Below are 22,404 nucleotides of genomic sequence, written 5' to 3' on the forward strand. Positions count from 1 at the left end.
CCCGTACCGCTCGCCCGCGCCGCAACACGGTGGTTACGAAGCGGCTTCTTGACCTGCTCCCACTACTCCGGCACCACAGTTTCGGCTCCACTCCGCGACGCCAGTCCCAGCAGTACGGCGTCCGCAGAATATTGCAGGAACCGCACGCCCCCGTCGGCGAAAACGAAGTTCGCCCCGCCCGGGTGCGGCGACCAGTAGTGAAACATGCCGCACTGGTCGTTGAACCCGGCTGCGGCGCGGAACGAGTACCGACCCGGTCCACAAGCCGCCCCCTCGGTAATCGTTTGCAGGTTCGGTTCGCGCACGCCGAGCACCATGTCCGCTGAGCCGGTTAGTTGCTGCCCGACACCCGCGTACCACCATCCGTACTGGAAGTCCGCGCTCGGCGGACGCTCCCCTAGGAGAAGTGTGTTGCTGGTCCCGTCGGTGATGTCTCCGAACCGTATTGCAGAGTCTTGTTGGTACAGTACACCGTCGCGCGTGACGGACGCGTCACGCCCCGCAACCCCCAAGTACGCGGTGAACGCCACCACATTTTTCGTGACCATCGATGTCTGCGCGGTCAGCGTGCGAGAGTCGGCCGGACACAAGAAAGCGGGCACTACGGTATTAAGGTCGGTGTGTGGCGGGTAAAAGGGGCTGGGTCGGGTGCGATACGACGCTTCGGCACGGGAGGCGAGGGCAGTCTGTTCTAGGTAAGGCAGCGCCGACACGCACCAGCCCGAATACGGCATCCGCTCCGGGTGCGTCGGCGAGCGGTGCCCGGGCGGCAGCGTGTGGCGGGTGTCGTGATAAAGATGCAACGCGAGCCCGAGTTGTTTCGCGGTGTTCTGGCACTGGGTCCGGGCGGCAGCCGCGCGGACCTTTTGCACCGCGGACAAGAGCAAGCCCATCAAGATCGAGATGATCCCAATGACGACAAGCAGTTCGATGAGAGTGAAGGCGAACCGGCGTTCATCTTTCTGGCCCATCGGTCCACCTACCGTGACATCAGGAATGGCGCGCCGCGCCGGATGTGCGAGCGCGACGAACCATCAGTACCCGAAACACCGCCGCCAGGGCTACGAAAACGCCGGTAGCGGTGAGCGCCCAGACGTAGTTGGGGGTCCGCTTTTCCCAAGCCACGCCCTCCGGTTCCGGGAACCCGAAGGCCGTGAGGCTAAACTCGGACTCGTCGGGCTGATCCTTTGACCAGTGATAAACTGCAACACTTTCTCGGCTCGCGGCGTCCGGGCGGTGGGGCGCCGTCACCAAGCGCCGGTCGCGGCGGACGAACGGGACGCCGTCCTGGTCTACGAACTCCCGTTCAAGAACGGTGCGCCGTGGAACACCATTAAGTATGCGTTCGCTCTCCCACCCGGCAACGACCCAGAACCGGTCCGGGAGCAGGTCGACGCGCCCTTTAAACGTGATGCTCGGTGAGTTTCGATCAACGAATTCGTATGCCACCCGCACGACAGCCGCCCCGTCTCTCACCTCGCGCGAGATGCGACCGATTTGCACCGACTTGCCGTTCCCGTTCAACACGTCCGGCAGCCAGTACCCCTCTTCGAGCCAATACGGCGCGATCCCCCGTGTGATCGGATCGGCGGTGCCGAGCAGAGGAAAGACCTCCTTGGGCTCGGCGCCGACGGGTTGGTAATCGGCGAGAACCCACGGCCGTCCGGCGGACCGCTTGAGTTCGAACGAGTATTTAGAGTTAATCCCCGTCACTCGTCCGTCTTCGTCCTTACCCACCCCAGATGTCACGACCATGAGCCCAGAGGAGCCCCGGTGTCGCCCACGCACGAGCGAGGGCGATTTCTCGCCGGGTGCCGAGGAGATCCAAGTTTCGCCGCGCTCCTCGGGCTGATAGCGTGAAGCGGCGGCGATATACTCGCGGCTCTTTTCGGTGACCGCCGCCGCCACCTCCTGGAGCGAAGGCGCAGGCGGTTGAGCCGTCGCACCCAGTGGGTACGAACTCAGAACGGCGACCACAACGAGAACCCACACAATGCGACGGCACACAGAAACGAGCCTTGGGTTCGAGGGAAGGCGTGAACAGAGACGCGGACACCAGCCGAGTCCGCCACAGAAGCAGCGGACCGGCAGGCACCGTTTGCCCGGTAGCGAGCATGAATCAGTCATGGGCTCAGACAGAGCCTTACAAATGGCAAATTAATCTGCACTGGGCGCAGGCGCGGGGACGACCACTTGGCACTCGCAGTTGTCGGCGTTGATCGAGAAGCCCATTTGTAGATGTGGCACACGCAGTTTGGGCACTTCCCTGAGCACCAACTCCCATTCGGCCGCCAGCAACTGCACCCACGGCTGAGCGAACCACCCGACCCGCGGCAGCCCGCCGCCCCGAGCCCGTACAACTACAGCCCGGCCGTTGCTAGCAAGAATACGCCTATTACTACCCGTACAATCGCAATTTTCATTGTCATAAAAACAATACAATCAGACCAACCAATCACTTCTCCCGATAGGATATCCGTATCGCACTTCTGCGGTCAAGGAGTAAACAAAAAATCTGGTGACCAGTTGCGTGACATGTGTAAACCACAGCCGCTTATCGCCCCATCCCATGTTTCGCGTGCCACGTCCCGAGAAGTTTGCACAGGTCGGCCGTTCCGAGGTCTTTGCCGATGTATTCCTCGAAGCCCGCCGCCTGCGTACCCGACCTGAAGTCCACGACGTAGCGGTCGATGGTCTTCTTCGCCACGCCGGTAATCGCGTGGATCGAGTCGGTGTCGTGTCCGGCGCGGTGCAGCGCGAGGATCAGGTGCGGGCGGCCCTTCGAGATCGCCTGCGGTTCCGTGAGAAACCGGTACGCTCGGCCCACGAACCGCGGCGCATCGGGCCTTCCCTTCGCCTTCTTCAACGACAACCCGACGCGCGAACAGGCGAGCACCGCGGCGGCCCGGGTCGTGGCCGCTTCGGCGATGTGAACCGGCGAAGTCGGGTCCCAGATCGCGCGCCCGTTGATGAGCCCGTCGAGCGCGGCGACGCTCACAGCGTTCGTTTGTGCGAGGAGGTGATCGACCATCACGCACGGCCCGTCGAGCAGGGTGCCGTCCGGCTTGACGACGGTGCGGATGAGAATGCCGAAGTACGCCGAGCCGTCTCCGAGCGCGAGGTCCAGACCCTTGAACGACCCGCCGCGGTACTCGCCGCGGGTCCGGTGGAAGTACCACCGCCCGTCTTCGAGCTGAACCGGGTCGCGGTGGGCGAACAGGTCGGGGTGCGCGCCGCCGGAGTAGTACACTTCGAGTTCCGCGAACCGATACCGCGCGCCCGCAACCACGAAGTCGCACTGGTTCAACAGGCGCGCGGCGACATCCGCGAACCACCGGGCGTGGTGTTCGTCGGAAACAACATGGCCCGGCTTGCGGCCGAGGTCCGTGAGAGGGGACATGGGACTGAACCACCTTTGATGATGGTGGAGCTGAGAGCGGTTGCCGCACGGTCCGGACGACTCAATACTCACTGAACCCGTAGCGCCCCGACCCACTCCCGCGCGCGGGCCAGGTCGTCGTCCGACAGCCCGCCGGGCCGGTGAATCGCCGCAGTGACCGCGCGCCCGCTGGTTTCGTCGGTTGCGGTCACTTCGATCCGCCCGTTCGCGGCCACGCCGCAGGTGACCCGCACCGGAGAGCCTTTCGGCAGGTCGGGCGGGAGGCCGTCGATCCAGCACTCGCCCACCGGGATGCACGCTTCCGCTTGCTGCGCTTCGCCTTGCAGGACGCGCACCCGGACCCGCGTCTGGTTGGGCGCCACGGTGAAGTAGACCCGACTCACCGATACCGGGAGTTGCGTGTTTTTCGGGATCAGCTTGTCGTTCACCCGCTCCGCGCCGACCCGGGCTTCCACCCCGAGGCTGTGCGCGTTCACGCTGACCTCCACCACGTCCGCCAGGTCTCGGTATTCGGGCGCGGGACCGGTCCCGGGCTTCGAGGCCGCGATACCGGCATGAACCGCGGCGCCGCGGGCAACGACCTCGCTCACCGCCAGCCCCCGGTCGGGCTCCATGCCGGTCAGTTCCGCCAGCATCCGGCCGCACGCCGGCATGTGAGTGCTCCCGCCCACCAGCAGAACCTTGCTCACGTCGCCCCAGGTCCGGTTCGCTTGCTTGAGAACCGCCTGCGTCGTGAGCCGGGTCCGCACGAGCAGGTCGCGGGTCGCGGCCTCGAACTCGGCCCGCGACAGCGGGAACGTAAACTTGTAGCCGCCGTGAGAGACGGTAAAGCTGGTCTGTTCGACCTTGCTCAGCGTGCGCTTCGCGCGCTCGGCGGTCGCGTACAGGTGGGCCACCGTCTGCGGGTCGCCGCGCGGATCCTCGTGGCACTGCTGCACGAACTTGTCGGCCGCCCAGTTCACCAGCCGTTCGTCCCAGTCGCGCCCGCCGAGCCGCACGTCGCCCTCGATCGCCAGCACCTGGAACCGTTTTTTCGCGAGCTTCACCAGCGTCACGTCGAACGTGCCGCCGCCGAGGTCGTACACCAGCACCGTTTCCGCCTCGGCCGGAGCGTGAGGGCCCTTGCGCCCCCCGCCCTCCACCGAGTACGCGAGGGCCGCGGCCGACGGCTCGTCGATGATGTCGATCACGTTCAGCCCGGCGACGCGCCCGGCGTCCATTGTCGCCTGGCGCCGGGTGTCGTCGAAGTACGCCGGCACCGTAATGACACACCCGCTGATCGGCCCCAGTTGTGCCGCCGCGTCCTGAGCGAGCTTCTTGAGAATCACCGCAGACAGCGTTTCGGGCCGGAACTCGCGCCCCGCCACGGGCGCTCCGAAGTCCGGGCGCCCCATCCGGCGCTTCACCAGCGTCGCCACTCGCCCGGGCTGCTCCAGGGCCATATCGAGCGCGGCGGCGCCGACCACCGCGGAGCCGTCCGGCGCGAGATAAACGGCCGACGGGGTGAGCACCTCGCCGTCGGCATTGGGTACGGCGAACGGGCGCCCGCGATCGTCCAGGGACGCGACGGCGCAGTAGGTAGTTCCGAGGTCGATGCCGATCAGGGACATAGGCTAGCCGTCGGGTGCGTGACTGGGCACAAGCACCTTAATTCTAACGCAACTTCCTCTCGCGTGACACGATGCGCAGCGCGGTGACCGTGTTTCCGTTCGACCTGTTCGGCAGTGCCGGCACCGGCGCCGGGGCCAAACTGCTGGGGGATACGGTGAACGAGATCCTGGACGACACGGAGGCCGAAACGCGCCCGTGCCGCGCCGACGTGCTCCGCGGTAACGTGCGGGTCCAAGAGTTCGCCTTCGACACAGTGGACGCCGTCGCGGGTTGGCGCAAGACGGGCCGGCGGGCCGCAAAACAAGCGCTGCGGGCCAAGGAGTTTTCGCTCTGGCTCGGCGGAAACCACCTCGCCGCGCTGCCCGCACTGGAAGAACTCGGCCCGGACACGCTCGTCGTCCAGTTCGACGCGCACCTCGACGTTTACGCGTTTCACGACACCACCAGCGAGCTGTCACACGGGAACTTCCTCACGCACTTCGAGGCGCCGCGGCCCCGGCTGGTGAACGTCGGGCATCGCGACCTGTTCCTGACGGCGGACGAAATCAGCGCAACCTTCGAGACGGTTTATCCGGCCTGGGAGGTGGCTGCGGACGTGGCACGAGTGGTTTCGGCCTTACGTGAAAAGGTCCAGGGAGCGAAACGGGTCTGGATCGACCTCGACTGCGACGTGTTTGATCCGTCGGTGCTGCCGGCGGTCGCCGAACCGCTCCCGTTCGGTTTGTTCCCGCCCGCATTCCTGGCACTATTTGCGGCCGTGTGGTCGGGAAACGTGGTCGGGATGTCGGTGTCCGAGTTCGATCCCGGGCGCGACGTGCGCGACACCGGGCTGAACCTGCTCGGCTGGCTCGTCGAGTACACGCTCCTCGCCGCCGCGGAACGCTGACGGAACAGTCAGCGTGGAGCCCGAGTCCGGTCAATCGTCGTCGTCGAAGCGGCGCGGCCGCCGCCGAATCGGCTTGGTGGTGGCCGCATTCGACACCACGACCCCGAGCGCCGCGAGGAACCCGACCAGCAGGATCACGCCGACCACGAGACCGATCAGCCGGAGGGTTTTCCCGCGCCCGCCCGCGGTTGCTGAAGGTGGGTATGCTCCGCTTTCGCCGAACGTGGGCGGGCTGGCGCTGGTTGAGGGCGGGTCGAGCGGCGTGCTGCTCAGGGGAGCCGGGTTGTACGCCGGGTTGGTCGGAAGCGCACCCGCACCGACCTGGGGGCTCAGACCGGATGTGTCCGGCGGTACCGCCGGCGGTGGGGCGGGTGTGGTAGGGGGAATTCCTAACCCGCCACCGATGGACGGGCCTGAGCCGATGCCATGATCGATCGTCGTGCCGTTGAACCGCACCCCACAGTGCGGGCAAACCGCAATTGCGTTGAACGGGGTCATGGTCGTCCCGAGTGACCCTTTGCACTTCCCGCACGTCCACGCATAGCGGTCACCAATACCACCGATTCCGGAGCCACCAATACCACTGATGCCGGTTATCCCAGTCCCGTGAAGGCCGTTGACACCGGTTATGCCGGTCCCGTGGATGCCACTGATACCAGTTATCCCGGTCCCGTGAATGCCGCTAATACCCGCCCCATGAATCCCGGTGATACCGCCCGGCGGCCGACCCGCGATGCCGCCACCCGGCATCCCGGCGAAACCGCCCGGCGGCCGTCCGGTAATGCCTCCGGGACGCCCAGGCTGTGCGTTCCCTGGCGAAATCATGAACGCGAGAGCAAGAGCCGAGCCGATCCCGACGATCGCAAAGCGGACACGAAGAGGGGTGGGCGGAGACATGCGGGCGTTCCGTGGGAAGAGCCAGTTCGCTTTGATGGATAATCTAACCGTGCGAAGGCCACTCCGCAATGAAGAAGTTGGGGTTGCGTGCCCGCTCGACACGTCTTTTTTGCACCCGCTCTCGTCGTTACTGAGAGGCGTCTGCTGTCTCAACGAGGCCCGATCATGCGCGGGGCTGTATTGCTGGTTTTGGTCCAGGTATCCGTCGCTTTCGGATCTGAACCCGAGCGGCTGTTGAAGGTGGTGCCGCAACGTGGGTTCCCGGCAGTGGAGTTGGTGACGCTCTACCACACGACCAATGGCAAGCGGGAAAAGGTCGAAGTAACAGCCTTCGAGAAGCCGACACAACTCCCTTCCACCGGTCCCTTCGAGGTGTGGGTCCGGTGCAAGGGCGGCACGGTGGTCAAATCGCTCGACGCTCTGGCAGTGAATGCCGGTGTCACACATGAGCTCAAAGTCGGGGACCTGTTCGGAACGGTTGAAGTCTTCGGGGACAACCTCCCTCGGGCGGGGAAGATCGTTCTGACAGCCCCGCTCGACCCCGGACCGGGTGAGAAGAACCACGTCTCGGTCCAGACGGCGACCGATTACCGGGTGGCGATGTGTGTTCCGCCCGGAGTGTACGCGGTGTGGGTGGTGCCGGCGAACGGCGGTCGGGCGCAGCGGGTCGAAGACCATGTCCGGGTACACGCCGGGCGCAACGTGCGTGTGGGAGATTGACGCCGCTCACACCCAACCGGAACTGGGCACTCGGCTCCGGGGGCGCCCACAATGACCGATTCGCCCACATGACTCCAGCCCCTCTCCCGTAATCGGGATTGGGCGGTTTCGCGCAGGGGTGGCTCTTGAGGCCGTCTTCGGCCAACGGCACCCCCGTTCCAGCCATGCTGGCGTCAGCCGGCTGTGCTGAAGTGCTGTTGGTTGCGGTAATACGGCTTGCGTCTTGCGGCCCACAGCTTCCTGACGACGCCAGTCCGGGCGGGTGGGATGCAGGGAGTTGAGTACGCGCGTGGCTCGAGCGTGATCGGTCTCACCGGTTCCTGTCTCCAAGCATTTGGTCTGGGAGTGGTGGTGGTTGCAGTGTTTGTGAGCGCGGGCGACACTGTGGGTACCAGCAGTTGAAACGAGCCCGCCGACGTGGGGTAGCAAAAGTCCCCTTGCCGCAGTGCATCCGCGCTTTATCATTACGAGAGTAACCGGGCGCGAACCAAACGTGTGGTAGTGCCTGTCAGACATCTTGGGGTGATAGCTCAGTTGGTAGAGCGCTTCGTTCGCAACGAAGAGGTCGGGAGTTCGACTCTCCTTCACTCCACTCTCAACCCCTGGAAATACCAGGGGTTGTGTCATTTCATAGCGACTGCCTAGAAACACCAAGTCCCGTCATTGACGGAACGTTGGGAGTTAGCAACTCCCCTTCCCGACCTCGCAATGCCTATGTAATCTCGGAAGCACAAGCCGAGACGCATCATGCCCAACCCGCCAAAGCTGTACACCGCTCGGGGTGAAACGCTCACCATCAAACAGTTGTCCGCGAAAACCAGCATACCCGTCAAAACCATCAACGCCCGACTAAAGCTCGCGTGGTCGATTGAAGACGCCGTTGGCGTCGCCATCGACCGTCGGTTCCGCCCAAAGGTAAAGCCCGTCAAGGGGCCGACCCGCCCTTGCCCGGTTCTGAAAAAACACAAGGCAACCAACCGGGCGTGTTGCGAGTGGCAAAGCGGAGGCGAACGTCACGTGCGTTACTTCGGAAAGATCGACAGCGCAGAGGCAGAACAAGGCTACGCGCGGTTCCAGTTGGAGTGGGCCACCCGGCTCGTGAAAAAGTCCCCCGTTCCGCTCGGGCAAACGTTACTCGTCTGCGAGTTAGTTGAACAGTGGCTCGACTACTGCGAAACAGGTGACGACGGCGAAAGCGGGTATCGGAACACGGGAAACTCACGTCGGGTTTGGCAGCACAGCGAAGCGCGATGAAATACCTCATGGACGCTCACAGTGGCACTCTGGTTGACGAATTCGGCCCCGACCAGCTCCGTGAAGTGCGTAAAGCGATGGTTGAGGCTGGCCTGCTCCGCAAAACAATCAACGGGTATCAAACCTCGATTGTGCAGATGTTCGGATGGGGCGTCAGCCGCAGGTTCGTACCCGCAGGCATTTGGTACGAACTAAAAGCGGTCGGCAGGCTCGTAAAGGGAAAGACGGTCGCAAAGGACAACCCGAAGAAGACCGCGGCCCCTTGGAAAGACGTCGAAGCCGTGTTCCCGCACCTACACCAGAACGAGGAATGCCGGCGATTCTGGAGGCACTGGTGCGGGTTCACTGGTGGCTCGGTGGCCGACCGGAAGACCTCGTGAGCATGCGCCCCGGCGACCTGGACCGCACCGAGGACGTTTGGCGCTACGTTCCGGACACGCACAAGAACGAACACCGCGAGCAGGAGCTGGAATACTGGATCGGCCCGAAGGCGCAAGCGATCCTCGTGCCCCTGCTCGAAGGCAAGTCGGCCACCGAGCTCGTGTTCGTCTACCCGGGTGTTGGTGACGATCCGCCAACGCCGATTCAGCGTGCTGTTTATGGGAACCGGGTCAAGGACGTATGCCGCCGCGCCGGGGTGAAGCCGTGGACGCCGCGCCCGCTCCGGCATTCGCGTGCTACCGAGGTCATGCGGATCTATGAAAGCAACTCGGCGGCGGCGGCAGTCATTGGCGACAGCGAGGAGGTGGCCCGCACCATCTACGTGGACCCGCAGAGCGCTGTGCGGAAGCGAATTGCTCGCGAGACGGGGTGAACACGTTCTGCCCACTCATGGCGCCTTCGAACCACGCTTCTCGGATTTGAGCTCGAACAGCTTTTCCGTCACGTCCGTAGTCGGGACGTCGAGCGTGAGTTCCGAACGGTCGTTGTACCGATCCGGGATTATGCTCTCGAATGTCTTGAATGGACTTCCCATTGCGCCATCCTTCTTCCCCGTGATTTCGCGATTAGCACGTATCTCAACTTTTTTCGCTCCGGGCTTCGCCATGAGCTCGAATCGCCCGCCCGTGATTTTCCCGGCGTCCGGCCCCAACTTGGGATCAGTCGGAACCAGCACGATTTCGCCGTCTTCGACGCCCTTGCCGTCAAGTGTCACCCGCCCGGACACCTTTACAACGCTCGGTCCACCGCATCCGGCTAGACAAGCCACAATCGCCAGCATTACGGTCACCGATCGGAACATTCGCCCACCCGATTGTTTGAGTACCTAAAACGGCAACGCGCGCCCATGTCGGCGCGCGTTTCGTGAGTTTGTGGCTGACGGTTAGAAGCCAGTTGCCGTTTCGCCGCCTGCTGCCGACCCTAGCGCGCGGTACACAGTCGCATCAACGGCGTCCGGAATGAGCCGAACCGAACCGTCCCCGAGCAGCCCGTTAACACCCCCTGAGTGGAGACTGCGGGAGTAAATGCCAATTGTGGTTGAGCCGGGCGTTGCGCACGGCGCTTTAGTTGCGGGAACACAGTATCCGCTTTGGATCTGGTCACCTAAAGTGGTGTTCGGTGGGTTCAACGTAGTGAAGATGGTTCCACCGTGGATATTGTTGTTGTACCGGCCCCGCAAATCGTGCTGGGTGGTGTCTTTCACGACCAAAATCTCCGCTGCGAACAGCGTGTTGCTCGTTCCATCGGTGACGGCAACAATGCGGGTTTTCGACTTCGAGTAGAACGTCCCGTTCAGGTTCTCGCCGGTGCCACCGACGTAGGTGTTACCGGCACACGCGGCATAATTCCCGTGGGCCCCCTGCTGGTTGCCTGCGACGGTTTGAGTCTTCGGGCTGTTGGGATCCGTCGGGCACTGAAAGACCGATACCGCGATGTCGAACCCGACCCATCCGTCGATCGTGTGCCCACTCGCAGTGCCCGACGCGAGAGCCCGTGCCCGCGCGTCGAGGTTCCGAAAGGACGCGTCTTGCTCGATGTACGGAAGAATAAACAATGCCCACCCACGCCGGTCCCAATCCGGGAAGTGCGCGCCCGGGATGCCCGTGTTGATGCCCGGTGGTAGAACTGCGTTCGCATCATGGTAGTTGTGGAGCCCGAGCCCGATCTGTTTGAGGTTATTCTGGCACTTCATGCGGGCCGCCGCCTCGCGCACCTTCTGCACCGCGGGCAGCAGCAACCCGATCAGGATCGCAATGATTGCGATCACAACAAGCAGTTCGATCAGCGTGAAACCACGCTGATAATTCTGAAAGTTCTTTTCTGTCATTGGCACCCCGAGAACTGAATGAGACGAATAAAAACAGATGTCTTGTGGAGAAAACACCGCTGAGAAGAAACGGGAGAAGTAATACTGTCGAGTTTCTGATTCGTCCTGTCAAGCTAAAAGCTCATGTGCGATCCACGCACGAAGCTGGTGCACCGGCCACGGCCAGCGCGTATTAATTGCCTTGTAAAGTAAGGACTTGGTCAAGGAACGCAGTATCCATCAAGCATCGGACCATCTTTCCCCGGAGGCTATCCTTCTCGGGATGGCGCTTCAACAGGGTGATTGCGAACCGGCGGAGCCAACTCAAGTTGTTGGCCAAGATCCGCTGCCGTGTGCGGGTCTGGTCCTCTCCGAACGTCACGTCCAGAACCCAATGCATGGCCTCAATGCCCCAGTGCCCGCGAACCGCTTGACCGAACCGGGTGCCACTGAGGAACCGGCTGAGCATGTAGTACCGCACCTCATCCGTGGTGCTCCCGTCCGCGTGTGTGGTGATCCGCACCGCCGTGCCGATGGCCTTAATCCACGGCCACTCCCCTTTGGCCGCGAAGTCCGGAGGCACTTGGCCCACCCAGTAGAACCGCTCGTCTCGGCGCCCGTGCCCGTGGGTGTCGGTCTGGTGGTTCCGGTGCCGGAGTGCGTGCCACTCGCCCTCCAGGTGCTTCTCGACGATGGCGGCGATCGCGGCGGCCAGCTTCGGCTGGTTGTCCTTGACCGCAATCACGAAGTCCCCGCCACCGGCCACGATGTCCCGGGCGATGTCCTTCTGGCACCCCATCGCGTCGATCGTCACTACCGCCTTCTTCAACTCCAACTGCTGGAGCAGCACGGGAATGGCGGTGATCTCGTTGGACTTCTCCTCGGTCGCCACTTGACCCACCGCCACCCCGCGCTCGGTGGCCCACGCACTGACGATGTGGAGCGGCCCCAACCCGTGTGCCGCGTCGTGGGACCGGCGGACCGTCTTGCCGTCGATGGCGATCAATCGAGCCGCCGCACCATCCCCGGCGACCAGGGCATGGGCGATCTACTGCTGAAAGCACCTCTGGAACGCATCCGGTTGGACCGCCAGGAGCAGGTTGCGGATGCAGTCCCGGGACGGGATCCCGTTGGGTAGTTCCAGGAACCCCCGGAGCCATTCGGCCCGACCCACCGCCCACCGGTGGATCGCGGTCGGGCGATCGCACGCGCACACCACGCCACATACCGCAATCACCACGATGTCCAAGAACTGGTGCCGGCGGTTGCGCGTGTGCCGCGGGTCGGTCAGGGACTCGAAATACGAACCGATCGATTCCACCGTGACGCGCTTGGCAGGCATGTGTCACCGGGTATGGGGCCGTCCAGCACCGCCCGAAGTACGCTCCGGGAGCACGGCGAGAACTGCTGCCGAAGGTGTAGAACGGCGACCAGTGACGCGCAAGTCCCCGCAGCTTCCCCAGCTATGCGCGTTGGCCGTGGGGGGCGGATACCCTCATTCAGACCGGTCGGTTAGGCGTCGTAAGTCGCAAATCGAACGGCCCAACTCCCAACCTTTTCAGCGAATTCAAGGAACTCCGGTGGTCAATCGTCCAGGCCCGCCAGTGACGTGGTTAGTCGTTGAAATGAGTGAAATCCCCGGGAATTTTGCGTATGTTTCGAGAGGTCGATACAACCGGAACTGGATTCACCAAACCCTTGAAATCCTAGCGTTTCGTGGCTCATTTCGGGGTTTAGCGCATCTGATTCGCAACGAAGAGATCGGGAGTTCGACTCTCCTTCACTCCACTCAAGTAAGTCCTTTTATCCGAAGTAGTTAAGTTTACAGCCAGCCTTTGTGGCTTTCGGCACCAAACCCCTTAGTTATGCGGAAGATTCCACATAACTTCAAAGTACATTTCATCCCCTACTCTCTCGACGCATTCCCTTCCTACCTCCATCACAAGCAGTCCATCCACGCGATCGTCACGATCAGCACCAATGGCAAACGCGAGGACATCACCCTCGGTAAGTCCAGCTCCGCAGAATTGAAACAGGAGTGCCGTGACGCGGCGACCGGCTCGGGGGCCGCGACCATCGCGAGAGCGACTGGATCGCGTGTCAGCACAGCTCGGCGGACAGGCGGACCGGTTAATATCGGAGGCCGTCTGCGGTCATACGAGAATGCCCACCCCGGGCATGGTGTGTGGGCACCCGGCTCCCGCACACTGCGTTCCCTCGGCCGCTCGACCCGCTCATGCAAGCCGCCCTCATCTATCCTCACCAGCTCTTCGCAAACCATCCGGCGGTCGCGGGAGCGGAGACGGTCGTCTTTGTGGAAGACCCGCTCTTCTTCGCGCAGTACCGCTTCCACCGGCAGAAGTTGGTCCTTCATCGTGCGAGCATGAAGCGGTACGCCGCCGGGCTGCAAGCGGCCGGCGCCCGCGTCCGCTACCTCGAGGCCGCCGAGCTGTCGGGCTCCGGGGAAGTCGCGGACCGCTTGGCGAGCTGGGGGGTCCGGGTGGCGCGCGTCGTGGACCCGTGCGACGACTGGCTGACACGCCGGCTGACCGCGGGGCTTCAGTCCCGCAGCATACGCCTTGACCGGCTCGACGACCCGCACTTTCTGACGCCTGTAGCCGAGATCGAGCGGTTCACCGCGGGCAAGGAGGGGCTGTTCTTCCACGACTTCTATGTGGCACAGCGGAAGCGCCTCGGCCTCCTTCTGGACCGCGGCCGGCCGGTCGGCGGGAAGTGGAGCTTCGACGCCGAAAATCGAAAGAAGCTCCCGAAGGGCGTGGCCGTCCCGCCGGCCCCGGTCGAGACCGAGGACCCGTTCGTGCGGGAGGCCCGTGCGTACGTGAGCGACCGGTTCCCGGGCGCCGTCGGCGGCGACGAGCCGTTCCGCTACCCGATCGACCACGCCGGCGCCGCCGCGCGGCTCGACGACTTCGTCGCCCGCCGGCTGGACCGGTTCGGGGACTACGAGGACGCCATTAGCGTCGAGCACGACGTGCTGTTTCATTCGGTGCTGACGCCGGCCCTCAACGCCGGGCTGCTCTCGCCCCGGCAGGTGATCGACGCCGCCGTCGCCCGCTCCGGCCAAGTTCCGCTGAACGCGCTCGAGGGGTTCGTCCGGCAGGTGATCGGGTGGCGGGAGTTCGTCCGGCTCGTCTACCTCACCCGCGGGCGCGTGCAGAGGACCCGGAACTTCTGGGGGCTCACCCGCAACGTCCCGTCAGCCTTCTACACCGGCACCACCGGCATCGACCCGGTGGACCACGTCATCCGCCGGGTGCTCCGCACGGGGTACTGCCACCACATCGAGCGGCTGATGGTCCTCGGCAACTTCTTCCTCCTGTGCGACGTGAGCCCGGACGCGGTGTACCGGTGGTTCATGGAGCTGTTCGTGGACGCCTATGACTGGGTGATGGTGCCGAACGTGTACGGCATGAGCCAGCACGCCGACGGCGGGCTGATGACGACCAAACCGTACGTGAGCGGGTCGAGCTACGTGCTCAAGATGAGCGACTTTAAGAAGGGGCCGTGGTGCGGCGTCTGGGACGCGTTATACTGGCGGTTTGTTGACCGCAACGCCGCCTTTTTTGCAGCCAACCCGCGGACCGCGATGATCGCGAAACTGAAGGACCGGCTCGGCACGAAGATGACAGCGCATCACCGCGTGGCCGAGGCCTTTTTGGACCGGCTGCACAGGTGAAGCGATGCCGAAAACCACGCCAACAACGGATCTGCCGGAGAAGTGATGCGAGACGTACCGCCGGGCGTTCCTCTGGCGGAAGAATTGGGTCCACGATTGGGCCTCGGCCCGCTTCTGCTCGGAGCAGTGCCGGCGGGCGAAACCCGGTTCTGCCGGTCCCTCATCGCCCCGGAGCGGCTCGCGAGGCATTGAGGAACAACTCGTCGCACGCGCTCGCCAGAACACCCGCAACGATCTCGCACGTCCATTCAGGGGCACGGCGGGCGATTTCGGACGCGGGGAGGTCGATCTGGCGCCAGCCGATGTCCAGTAGGAACCGGATCGAGGTGCCGAACGCGACCGCTCCGATCCCGCTCCACAGGATTGCCCCCTGACACATCGGGCACGGCTCGGCCGTGGTATAGAGGATCAGATCGGACCGGTCGAGGGCGGGGGCTGACCCCATCAGATCGTTGATGGCGTCGATCTCGCCGTGCAGCAGCGGGTGGTCGGCCGTTTTGTTCCAGCCCTCGGCGACCACTTCCCCGGTACCGCGGTGAACGATCACCGCCGCGAACGGCAGTTCCGGGGCGTTTGCCGTCAGTTCGATCGCCCGGCGCATGTGCCGTTCGTGATCGGGTGCGCGCATCGGTGCCCTCACGTGAGTCGAAACGCCGTTCCCAGCACCAGCAGCCCGCGCAGGCTCCAGACCGTAGTGCGCAGCCAGTTGGTCGCCACGAGCCGGCGGTGAACGGCCGGCTCGAACCCGCGCGTCAGGCGGTCGTGACACGGGATCTGAAACGCCCAGGTCGAGACCCAGTTGACCACAACCAGAGCTAGCCCCGCACCGATGGCCCAGAGCGGCACGCGGTCGGGTCGGACCCAGAGCAGTAGGACCGCGGTGACCAGTTCGGTAAGCATCGGCGGCGCCACGACCCAGCCTGTCAACCGGACGTGCGCCTGCTCATACTCTTCAAAATCCGCCCGTCCAACGCGGGCCAAGAGCGGGTAGTGAACGACCTGCACGAACCAGATTACCCCAACCATGAACAGCGTGGCCACGAGGTGCAAGAGCGCCACACCGCGAGCCATCTCGTCGTGCATACGTCGCGCCCTCGATTCGCTCGGTGTCAACCGCGTGGGCTACCGCACGAAACCAGCGGTCAGCGGAGCCGAACGGTGGCGAACCATGCACAGTAATCCGCAGAACGAACCGATTCTTAACTCGCGGGAAGTGTACTTGTTTAGCGACTCGGCAGGAGCACCGGGCGGGGCAATAGCCGGCTGCCGAACGATCGCAACGTCTGGTTGACATGATCCACCACCACACGCGACTGGGGACAACACGTCTCGAACATGGACACCGATACACACTGTGGCCTCGCCCCCGCGGCCGTCCGGTTCACGACTGCCGGGCGGATGGCTTGTTCGGCCTTTCATTTGGTGGGCTCGATCAGCGGGTCGAACACGGGCGCGAACCACTGCTCGAAGTGGTTCCGCAGGTGCCGCGCCAGGGCCGCGTGATCCGACACCGTGCGGGCAGGCATACCAGTTTAGGTGACCAGCGCGATCACCTGCCGTGGGAATCGGACGGCCCCGCGCGGAGCACCCTCGCACAACTCCCGCGCGGTGGAGCGCTTGGACCAAGCAGTGCTGATGGATCGCCCCCTCGAACCGCCCTATTAAGGCGAACCCGTCGTGGCTCAGGACGCACCGACCAGCCCCGTCCGAGCGTCTGCACTACGCGGTCTGCCGGTGACGTTCATTACCATTGGAATTATGATTGCAAACGGGCTACGGAGCGCGGGCCGATTTGGGTGCTGGCCCTGCAGGTCATCGTAAGGCCGAAGAGGGTCCGAAAGACCGCTGCGACCTTGCATCGCGGCAGCGCCGTCCGGCTGCGAAGCACTCGGGGCTGGTGAACTAGGGCGTCGACGCGCCCCGCCGGATCGAGGAGAAGCGGAAGGGACTCATCGTCGCGCCGACGAGAGGAGCGAATCGGCTCGTCAGCTGAGCCGTAAAGCGGGACAAGCCACTTGGCGATAGCTGGCGCACGTCGCCAACGCGCGTGCCGTGCCCGGTGGGGGCCTTCCACCGGGAATTCGTCTTCAGCAATCCCGAGCGGAGCGTTAGACTCTCGTCATCTCTCCCGAGGCCACGCCCATGCGCCGCTCGCACCTCTTGCTCGCCGCGATCCTGTTCGCATACGCCGCCGGATGGGTGTCCGGCGCCCGCAACGACCGGGGGGCGAAACTTCCCGCCGAACTGGGATCCGAGGTGGTGTTCGTCACCCAGATCGTGCCGGCGAAGTCACCGGGAGCACAGGACGAGTGGCGCCAGTTGGAACTGCGGCCGCACACCGTGCGGGCCGGCGGGCGTGTCACCAAGTTCCTGCCGCCGGCTCCCGGCGCCACCCAATGGCACGTGCGAATCGCTGGGGTGAGCGTGTGCTGCGAGGACGTGACCCCCGCGGGTCTGCCGCGGTGAGCCATCGCAAGCCGAGCCAACTCAATACGATGGCGGCACCCGGTTCGGCAGCGAAAGCCGTTCGAGGCCCGACCGCGGTTCGCGCGCAGGCCCCTCAAGCGATACGGCGCTCCGAGAGCCCTCGAAGCACCTTGCTGTGCCGCACATCGAAGACGTGCCACCCGAGCCGGGCGAAGCCGCGTTCGCCCCCGAGACCGATGTCAAAGAGACGTTCGATCTGTCCGAAGCGCAACCGGCCGGCGGTGACACGTTCATCATCGACTGACGCAGGGCGCTGGCGTTTACTCGCTACTGTCTTGGCTTTTTCTAATTTTATCAGTTGCTTCATTCCAATACAAAAACACCGTTCAATTTTTTAAGCAATCATCTCTGGGGTGCGCCGGTACCAGATACGCCCCGCAAACCTGTGCCACTACCGGCGCGTGAGCCCGCACACGCGATGACTCAAGCTTGTCCGCCAATCGCTCGCGGACCCGCGTCTGGCCCCGCGTCGTTCTTGCGTGACAAGCGCGACAACATCGGGTCTAATGGCGCCGGCGTCACGTTCGAACCCCCGCCCTCCCCTTTCCCACAGCGTGTCTCATGTTGCCCGCCGACAAGAACCCGCCCTGCCCGGATTGTGCCCCCGCACCCGTCGTCCCCACCCCGGCTCTCGCGCGCCGCGACTTCATCCGCGTTCTGGGCACCGCCGCCGCGGTCGCCGTCACGGGCCTGACCCCGCTCCAGAAGGCCCGCGCCGCCCGCGCCGAGAAGCAGGCCCAGGCCGAGGCCCTGGTGTTCGAGCTGTACAAGAGCCTCAGCTCGGACCAGCGGAAAAAGCTGGTGCGGGCCTGGGATCACGGCGTGACCAGCGGCACAGGCACCCCGGCGCGGCTGCTGACCCACAACGCCGCCGACGGCAAGTCGAAGATCGGTGAGGAGTACAACAAGAAGCAGATCGAGCTGCTGGACCGGATCTTTCGCGCGATCGCGAACGGCGACGAGGGGTACCGGCAGTTGAGCCGTGACGGGCGGTTCGACGCCAGCAACGACTTCGAGAACATCGGCGCGCTGATCTACGGCGAGGCGGTCGAGGGGCAGAAGTTCTCGCTGGTCTTCTGCGGTCACCACCTCACGACGCGGTGCGACGGGAACTCGGAGCAGTCGGTCGCGTTCGGCGGGCCGCTGTATTACGGCCACACCCCGAACGGCTACGCCAAGACCAACGTGTTCAGCAAACAGACCCGGGCCGCGACGGAGCTACTCGGCGCGCTGGACGCGGACCAGAAGAAGACCGCCGTCCTCCCCGGCCGCTGGGCGGACGAGCACGGCGGGGTGAAGGTGCCGAAGAAGGGCGCGAAGGTTCCCGGGCTGGCCTATTCGGACATGTCGAAGGAGCAGCAGGAGCTGACCCAGAAGGTGATGGCCGAGGTGATCGCACCGTACCGTAAGGAGGACGGGGCCGAGGTGCTGGAGATCATCAAGGCGAACGGCGGCATGGAGAAGCTGTCGATGGCGTTCTACGAGGAAGACAAGCGGAACGCGAAGGAGCCGTGGAGCTACTGGCGGTTGGAAGGGCCGGGGTTCGTCTGGAGCTTCCGCTCGCTGCCGCACGTTCACGCGTTCGTGAACGTCACGAGCAAGTTCGACTGACGCAGTGCGCCAGACCGTGGGACGGCGACCACTTCAATCAGGGCCGGCAGGATCGGCGAACTCGGTCGCCGGCCCCGCAACGAGCCGCACCGCTGCACAGCTTCTCTTGGGCAGCCACCGCACCCAATCACGCTCGGACGTAACACAGCCGTGCGGTCGAACTCGGTTCCCCGTGCCGACCACACGGCCGCGCTTGCATTGCCGCACCGACCGCCTAAGATGCCGGAAACGAAAGGAGTTCGTCCCGGCGGGGCGACCCCGCTCGGTCGCGCACGCTCTTCCCGTCCCCGACGAGCCCGAAATGAAAAACACCTGCCCAAAGTGTAACACCGCGTACAACGTGACCGCCGCCGCCGTCGGCCGCCGGTTCACGTGTAAGAACTGCGGCACCCCGGTCGTTGTGAGGGAGGACGGACTCGACTACCAAAGCGCGGCCGCGCCCCCGGCGCCCGAACCGGCATCGGGCAACGCGTTCGACTTCAACGCGGGCGACGAGGAACGACCGCCGGCGAAAAGCGCGAAGAAAGCGGGACGGTCCGGGAAATCGCGCCCGGATGACGACGAGCCCGATGACGCCCCGCGGAAAGCGAAGGGCGCAAAGCGCCCCGTTGACGACGATGTGTCGGACGACGACGCCGAGCGTCTTCCCGCGCGAAAAGCGAAAACGAAGGGCAACCAGAAAAGCTCGCTGAAGGACTTTCTGCTCTTCCGCGAGTTCATTGCGCCGCTGTTCGTGAAGCTGATCTTCTTTCTGGCGATCGGGGTGTTGGTTCTGGTCGCGATGGGCTCGGTGGCGTTCGGGCTGATCGCCGGCAAACTCGAAATGGTCTTCGGGGCGATCTGCTCGGCGGTGATCTTCTTGCCGCTCAGCCTGCTCCTGGTCCGCGTGTACTGTGAGCTGGTGCTGCTGGGCTTCTCGCTCTACGACCGGCTTGGGGAGATCAAGAACTTGCTGGAGAAGGGCCAAGCAACAACGCCCGCCGCGCCCCCCGGCCCGCCGACGCCGTAACTCCGAACGGGACGGGGAGAACCGTATGTCACTGACCGAACTGCTGCCCGCGATCCGCGCGCTGTCGCGGGCCGAGCAGGTGCAACTACTGCACCTACTTGTCGACGGGGTCGCGGACACACCCGCGCCCATCCCCCAGCGGGCACGAACCGACGACGGCGTGATACCGGACGCGCTGCGAACGTTGATTCCGCAAACGGCGGAGCTGTGGTTTCCGGAAGCCAACCCCAGTGCGGCCGCGGGTGCGGCTCGGGTCCTCCAAGAAGGGCGAGACGGGGGATGAGTACCGGTGCCCGCTTTCCGTACGTGTCCCGCGGCGCACAAGGACCGGTTTCGGATCTCGCTCCGCTGCTCCCGCTTTCGTTGAGCCGGAACGGCACGTCGGTCGATGTGGTCGCACTTGTTGGTTCCGGCGCGACGATCTCGGTTCTGCCCTGGAGCGTTGGCGCCCGGTTCGGCGTCGATTGGGACGCTCTCGAGGTGTTTTGTGCCGTCGGCGGCGCCGGCGGCCGTGGCCTGGGAAGGTGATTCTCTTGGACGGGACTGCGGGGAGCTTCCCGCCGCAAAAACTCGTGTTCACGTGGGTCAAGTCCGACGCGGTTCCCGTCATCGTCGGACAGGCCAACTTCTTCCTGGCGTTCGACGTCTTCTTCTTCCGCACCCGCGGGTACTTCGAGATCCAACCGGCCAGCGCCGCGACACCATGAGCAGCACCCCGTCCGTTGTCGGCATCGATCTGGGCACCACGTACAGCCTCGCGGCGTTCGTCGAGAACGGCCGCCCCGTCGTCGTGCGCGACCGCGCCGGCGCCGCGCTGGTGCCCAGTTGCATCTCGTTCCACGAGGACGGCACCGTCCTCGTCGGGAGCGCCGCGAAGGACCGCGCCCTCGCCGACCCGCAGCACACCATCTTCAGCACCAAGCGGCTCATGGGCCGCACCCTCGCCGACCTCAAGAGCGAGCTGGAGCTGATCCCGCACCAGGTGGTCGAGCGCGAAACCGCCGACGGCCGGAAGGTGCTCCGGGTCGCCATCGGCGGGCGCGAGCACACGCCCGAGGAGCTGTCCGCGCTGATCCTCAAAGAGGTGCGCAAGCGGGCCGGGAACCCGACCAAAGCGGTCATCACCGTGCCGGCGTACTTCGACGACTCCCAGCGGCAGGCGACCCGCGACGCCGGCCGGATCGCCGGGCTGGACGTGCTCCGCATCGTCAACGAGCCGACCGCCGCGGCGCTGGCCTACGGCCTCGACCGCCGCGGCTCGGGGGTGGTCGCGGTCTACGACCTCGGCGGCGGCACTTTCGACTGCTCCGTGCTGTCGCTCGCCGACGGCGTGTTCAAGGTGCTGTCCACCAACGGCGACACGTACCTGGGCGGCGACGACTTCGACCGGCTGCTGATGCAGCTCGCGGCCCGCGAGTCGGGGACCGATCTCGCGACCCGGGACGCGGAGCTGCTCCAGCACCTGCGGGACGCCGCCGAGCGCACGAAAATCGCCCTCAGCACGGCGGAATCGGCGGAGCTGAAGCTGAACGTGCCCGCGAACGGCCCCCGCCCTGCCCTGGCGTACGCGCGAACGGTCACCCGCGCCGAGTTCGAGGAGCTGATCCGCCCGCTCGTCGATCGCTCCCTGGACCGCTGTAAGGCCGCCCTCCGCGACGCCCAACTGAAGCCGGCCCAGGTGGACGAGGTGGTGCTGGTCGGCGGCTCGACGCGCATCCCGTACGTGCGCAAGCGGGTCGGCGAGTTCTTCGCGAAGACCCCGCACACCGGGCTGAACCCCGACGAGGTCGTCGCGCTCGGCGCGGCGGTGCAAGCGGACATCCTCACGAGCGGGCGCCGCGACCTGCTGTTGCTCGACGTGGTGCCGCTGTCGCTCGGCATCGAAACGCTCGGCGGCGTGGTGGACAAGGTGATCCACCGCAACAGCACCGTGCCCGCGACCGGGACCACCCGGTACACCACCGGCGCCGACAACCAGACCGCCATCCTGATTAACATTTACCAGGGCGAGCGCGAGCTGACGAAGGACTGCCGGTTCCTGGGCACGTTCAAGCTGTCCGGCATCCCGCCGATGCCGGCGCAGTTCGCGCAGGTCGAGGTGACGTTCCGCGTCAACCAGGACGGCATCCTTGCTGTAACGGCCCGGGAGCTGCGGAGCGGCGCGCAAGCAAACGTCACGGTGCAGGCGGCACACGGGCTGTCGTCCGCCGACGTGGACCGGCTCGTGAACGAGAGCATCGTGAACGCCCAGGACGATTTCACCGCCCGGCGGCTGATCGAGCTGCGAAACAAGGGCGCCAACGACCTGAAGCACACGGAAAAGGGGCTCGCGCAGGCCGGCGCCCGGCTGTCGGCCGAGCAGCGCGGGGCGATCGCCGCCGCGGGCGCCACACTTCAAGGCGCGATGAACGGGTCGGACTTGGCGGTTCTGCAACGCGCGATCGACGCATTCGGGGCGGTCACGAACCCGCTCGCGCTCTTGGTGATGAACGACGTGCTCCGGCGGGGCCTCGGCGGCGAGAACCCGGACGCCCTCGACCCGAACACGCTCTAACCCACCCGCTCAACGAATTACCGACGGGAT

The 22,404-nt window shown here is 64.9% G+C and carries 24 protein-coding genes, 1 tRNA gene and 1 pseudogene; 15 read left to right on the forward strand and 11 right to left on the reverse strand.

Translation table 11 applies throughout. The features are described from left to right. Nucleotides 1-62 precede the first annotated feature (62 nt). From R5W23_RS00430 to R5W23_RS00445, 4 genes are all read right to left on the reverse strand, one after another. A complete protein-coding gene (locus R5W23_RS00430) occupies nt 63-971 on the reverse strand; it encodes a DUF1559 domain-containing protein (protein ID WP_320684617.1) in 909 nt (302 codons plus the stop codon). A gap of 19 nt (nt 972-990) precedes the next feature. Continuing rightward, on the reverse strand, nt 991-1,908 hold the full coding sequence (locus R5W23_RS00435; protein ID WP_320684618.1) for a hypothetical protein: 918 nt from the start codon (nt 1,906-1,908) through the stop codon (nt 991-993). Between the two features lie 646 nt (nt 1,909-2,554). Beyond that, entirely contained in the window at nt 2,555-3,400 is an 846-nt protein-coding gene (locus tag R5W23_RS00440; RefSeq protein WP_320684619.1) for a hypothetical protein, read from the reverse strand. Nucleotides 3,401-3,468: 68 nt separating this feature from the next. After that, nucleotides 3,469-5,010 (reverse strand): Hsp70 family protein, encoded by a 1,542-nt coding sequence (locus R5W23_RS00445; protein WP_320684620.1) that lies wholly within the window; start codon nt 5,008-5,010, stop codon nt 3,469-3,471. Nucleotides 5,011-5,093: 83 nt separating this feature from the next. On the opposite strand from R5W23_RS00445, the gene R5W23_RS00450 reads away from it, so the two are divergent. After that, nucleotides 5,094-5,897 (forward strand): arginase family protein, encoded by an 804-nt coding sequence (locus R5W23_RS00450; protein ID WP_320684621.1) that lies wholly within the window; start codon nt 5,094-5,096, stop codon nt 5,895-5,897. 30 nt (nt 5,898-5,927) lie between these two features. On the opposite strand, the gene R5W23_RS00455 is transcribed toward R5W23_RS00450, so the two are convergent. Beyond that, nucleotides 5,928-6,395 carry a hypothetical protein gene (locus R5W23_RS00455; protein ID WP_320684622.1) on the reverse strand — a complete coding sequence of 156 codons (468 nt, stop codon included), beginning with the start codon at nt 6,393-6,395 and terminating at the stop codon, nt 5,928-5,930. A 564-nt stretch (nt 6,396-6,959) separates the two neighbouring features. Between R5W23_RS00455 and R5W23_RS00460 the strand changes: the two genes are divergently transcribed. The 5 genes from R5W23_RS00460 to R5W23_RS00480 all read left to right on the forward strand — a co-directional run bounded on the left by R5W23_RS00460 (nt 6,960) and on the right by R5W23_RS00480 (nt 9,582). Further along, on the forward strand, nt 6,960-7,514 hold the full coding sequence (locus tag R5W23_RS00460) for a hypothetical protein (RefSeq protein ID WP_320684623.1): 555 nt from the start codon (nt 6,960-6,962) through the stop codon (nt 7,512-7,514). A 519-nt stretch (nt 7,515-8,033) separates the two neighbouring features. Then, a tRNA-Ala gene (locus tag R5W23_RS00465) sits at nt 8,034-8,106 on the forward strand. 155 nt (nt 8,107-8,261) lie between these two features. Continuing rightward, nucleotides 8,262-8,768: a hypothetical protein gene (locus R5W23_RS00470; protein ID WP_320684624.1), complete on the forward strand. Its 507-nt coding sequence runs from the start codon at nt 8,262-8,264 to the stop codon at nt 8,766-8,768. Continuing rightward, nucleotides 8,765-9,148 (forward strand): hypothetical protein, encoded by a 384-nt coding sequence (locus R5W23_RS00475; RefSeq protein WP_320684625.1) that lies wholly within the window; start codon nt 8,765-8,767, stop codon nt 9,146-9,148. The genes R5W23_RS00470 and R5W23_RS00475 overlap by 4 nt, the downstream gene beginning before the upstream one ends. After that, nucleotides 9,079-9,582: a hypothetical protein gene (locus R5W23_RS00480; RefSeq protein WP_320684626.1), complete on the forward strand. Its 504-nt coding sequence runs from the start codon at nt 9,079-9,081 to the stop codon at nt 9,580-9,582. Before R5W23_RS00475 ends, R5W23_RS00480 begins: the two co-directional genes overlap by 70 nt. A gap of 15 nt (nt 9,583-9,597) precedes the next feature. Here R5W23_RS00480 and R5W23_RS00485 read toward each other — a convergent pair whose 3' ends face one another. The 4 genes from R5W23_RS00485 to R5W23_RS00500 all read right to left on the reverse strand — a co-directional run bounded on the left by R5W23_RS00485 (nt 9,598) and on the right by R5W23_RS00500 (nt 12,358). After that, the gene (locus R5W23_RS00485; RefSeq protein WP_320684627.1) at nt 9,598-9,990 is read right to left on the reverse strand and encodes a hypothetical protein; all 393 of its coding nucleotides are present in this window, start codon (nt 9,988-9,990) and stop codon (nt 9,598-9,600) included. A 102-nt stretch (nt 9,991-10,092) separates the two neighbouring features. Beyond that, a complete protein-coding gene (locus tag R5W23_RS00490; protein ID WP_320684628.1) occupies nt 10,093-11,037 on the reverse strand; it encodes a DUF1559 domain-containing protein in 945 nt (314 codons plus the stop codon). Between the two features lie 172 nt (nt 11,038-11,209). After that, nucleotides 11,210-12,022, reverse strand: a complete 813-nt coding sequence (locus tag R5W23_RS00495) for an ISAs1 family transposase (protein WP_320684629.1) — start codon at nt 12,020-12,022, stop codon at nt 11,210-11,212. Nucleotides 12,023-12,064: 42 nt separating this feature from the next. Continuing rightward, entirely contained in the window at nt 12,065-12,358 is a 294-nt protein-coding gene (locus R5W23_RS00500) for a transposase family protein (RefSeq protein ID WP_320684630.1), read from the reverse strand. An 894-nt stretch (nt 12,359-13,252) separates the two neighbouring features. Between R5W23_RS00500 and R5W23_RS00505 the strand changes: the two genes are divergently transcribed. Both R5W23_RS00505 and R5W23_RS32530 read left to right on the forward strand, forming a co-directional pair. After that, a complete protein-coding gene (locus R5W23_RS00505) occupies nt 13,253-14,713 on the forward strand; it encodes a cryptochrome/photolyase family protein (RefSeq protein WP_320684631.1) in 1,461 nt (486 codons plus the stop codon). A gap of 58 nt (nt 14,714-14,771) precedes the next feature. Next, a pseudogene (locus tag R5W23_RS32530) lies at nt 14,772-14,840 on the forward strand (DUF2256 domain-containing protein); the annotation flags it as partial. A 33-nt stretch (nt 14,841-14,873) separates the two neighbouring features. Here R5W23_RS32530 and R5W23_RS00510 read toward each other — a convergent pair. Together R5W23_RS00510 and R5W23_RS00515 are read right to left on the reverse strand one after the other, a co-directional pair. Next, nucleotides 14,874-15,341, reverse strand: a complete 468-nt coding sequence (locus R5W23_RS00510) for a nucleoside deaminase (RefSeq protein WP_320684632.1) — start codon at nt 15,339-15,341, stop codon at nt 14,874-14,876. An 8-nt stretch (nt 15,342-15,349) separates the two neighbouring features. After that, nucleotides 15,350-15,796 (reverse strand): hypothetical protein, encoded by a 447-nt coding sequence (locus tag R5W23_RS00515; protein ID WP_320684633.1) that lies wholly within the window; start codon nt 15,794-15,796, stop codon nt 15,350-15,352. A gap of 1,059 nt (nt 15,797-16,855) precedes the next feature. On the opposite strand from R5W23_RS00515, the gene R5W23_RS00520 reads away from it, so the two are divergent. The 7 genes from R5W23_RS00520 to dnaK all read left to right on the forward strand — a co-directional run bounded on the left by R5W23_RS00520 (nt 16,856) and on the right by dnaK (nt 22,374). Beyond that, the gene (locus tag R5W23_RS00520; protein ID WP_261187038.1) at nt 16,856-17,179 is read left to right on the forward strand and encodes a hypothetical protein; all 324 of its coding nucleotides are present in this window, start codon (nt 16,856-16,858) and stop codon (nt 17,177-17,179) included. A gap of 136 nt (nt 17,180-17,315) precedes the next feature. Beyond that, entirely contained in the window at nt 17,316-17,444 is a 129-nt protein-coding gene (locus R5W23_RS00525) for a hypothetical protein (RefSeq protein WP_320684634.1), read from the forward strand. A gap of 317 nt (nt 17,445-17,761) precedes the next feature. Continuing rightward, complete coding sequence (locus R5W23_RS00530; protein WP_320684635.1) at nt 17,762-18,811, forward strand: DUF3500 domain-containing protein; 1,050 nt, start codon at nt 17,762-17,764, stop codon at nt 18,809-18,811. A gap of 301 nt (nt 18,812-19,112) precedes the next feature. Then, complete coding sequence (locus R5W23_RS00535; RefSeq protein ID WP_261187036.1) at nt 19,113-19,820, forward strand: DUF4282 domain-containing protein; 708 nt, start codon at nt 19,113-19,115, stop codon at nt 19,818-19,820. 25 nt (nt 19,821-19,845) lie between these two features. Beyond that, entirely contained in the window at nt 19,846-20,103 is a 258-nt protein-coding gene (locus R5W23_RS00540; protein WP_261187035.1) for a hypothetical protein, read from the forward strand. A 250-nt stretch (nt 20,104-20,353) separates the two neighbouring features. Next, a complete protein-coding gene (locus tag R5W23_RS00545; RefSeq protein ID WP_320684636.1) occupies nt 20,354-20,527 on the forward strand; it encodes a hypothetical protein in 174 nt (57 codons plus the stop codon). After that, a complete protein-coding gene (dnaK, locus tag R5W23_RS00550) occupies nt 20,524-22,374 on the forward strand; it encodes a molecular chaperone DnaK (protein ID WP_320684637.1) in 1,851 nt (616 codons plus the stop codon). Before R5W23_RS00545 ends, dnaK begins: the two co-directional genes overlap by 4 nt. The last annotated feature ends 30 nt before the right edge of the window (nt 22,375-22,404 follow it).

Source organism: Gemmata algarum, from assembly GCF_034097035.1.
Lineage (GTDB): Bacteria > Planctomycetota > Planctomycetia > Gemmatales > Gemmataceae > Gemmata > Gemmata algarum.

Excerpts from the sequence above, each read along its gene's own strand:
- R5W23_RS00475 (WP_320684625.1), top strand. The coding sequence starts at position 8,765 with ATGAAATACCTCATGGACGCTCACAGTGGCACTCTGGTTGACGAATTC.
- R5W23_RS00515 (WP_320684633.1), bottom strand. The coding sequence starts at position 15,796 with ATGCACGACGAGATGGCTCGCGGTGTGGCGCTCTTGCACCTCGTGGCC.
- R5W23_RS00485 (WP_320684627.1), bottom strand. The coding sequence starts at position 9,990 with ATGCTGGCGATTGTGGCTTGTCTAGCCGGATGCGGTGGACCGAGCGTT.
- R5W23_RS00535 (WP_261187036.1), top strand. The coding sequence starts at position 19,113 with ATGAAAAACACCTGCCCAAAGTGTAACACCGCGTACAACGTGACCGCC.
- R5W23_RS00505 (WP_320684631.1), top strand. The coding sequence starts at position 13,253 with ATGCAAGCCGCCCTCATCTATCCTCACCAGCTCTTCGCAAACCATCCG.
- R5W23_RS00480 (WP_320684626.1), top strand. The coding sequence starts at position 9,079 with ATGCCGGCGATTCTGGAGGCACTGGTGCGGGTTCACTGGTGGCTCGGT.
- R5W23_RS00470 (WP_320684624.1), top strand. The coding sequence starts at position 8,262 with ATGCCCAACCCGCCAAAGCTGTACACCGCTCGGGGTGAAACGCTCACC.
- R5W23_RS00430 (WP_320684617.1), bottom strand. The coding sequence starts at position 971 with ATGGGCCAGAAAGATGAACGCCGGTTCGCCTTCACTCTCATCGAACTG.
- R5W23_RS00445 (WP_320684620.1), bottom strand. The coding sequence starts at position 5,010 with ATGTCCCTGATCGGCATCGACCTCGGAACTACCTACTGCGCCGTCGCG.
- R5W23_RS00540 (WP_261187035.1), top strand. The coding sequence starts at position 19,846 with ATGTCACTGACCGAACTGCTGCCCGCGATCCGCGCGCTGTCGCGGGCC.
- R5W23_RS00530 (WP_320684635.1), top strand. The coding sequence starts at position 17,762 with ATGTTGCCCGCCGACAAGAACCCGCCCTGCCCGGATTGTGCCCCCGCA.
- R5W23_RS00490 (WP_320684628.1), bottom strand. The coding sequence starts at position 11,037 with ATGACAGAAAAGAACTTTCAGAATTATCAGCGTGGTTTCACGCTGATC.
- R5W23_RS00440 (WP_320684619.1), bottom strand. The coding sequence starts at position 3,400 with ATGTCCCCTCTCACGGACCTCGGCCGCAAGCCGGGCCATGTTGTTTCC.
- R5W23_RS00460 (WP_320684623.1), top strand. The coding sequence starts at position 6,960 with ATGCGCGGGGCTGTATTGCTGGTTTTGGTCCAGGTATCCGTCGCTTTC.
- R5W23_RS00520 (WP_261187038.1), top strand. The coding sequence starts at position 16,856 with ATGCGCCGCTCGCACCTCTTGCTCGCCGCGATCCTGTTCGCATACGCC.
- R5W23_RS00455 (WP_320684622.1), bottom strand. The coding sequence starts at position 6,395 with ATGACCCCGTTCAACGCAATTGCGGTTTGCCCGCACTGTGGGGTGCGG.
- dnaK (WP_320684637.1), top strand. The coding sequence starts at position 20,524 with ATGAGCAGCACCCCGTCCGTTGTCGGCATCGATCTGGGCACCACGTAC.
- R5W23_RS00500 (WP_320684630.1), bottom strand. The coding sequence starts at position 12,358 with ATGCCTGCCAAGCGCGTCACGGTGGAATCGATCGGTTCGTATTTCGAG.
- R5W23_RS00510 (WP_320684632.1), bottom strand. The coding sequence starts at position 15,341 with ATGCGCGCACCCGATCACGAACGGCACATGCGCCGGGCGATCGAACTG.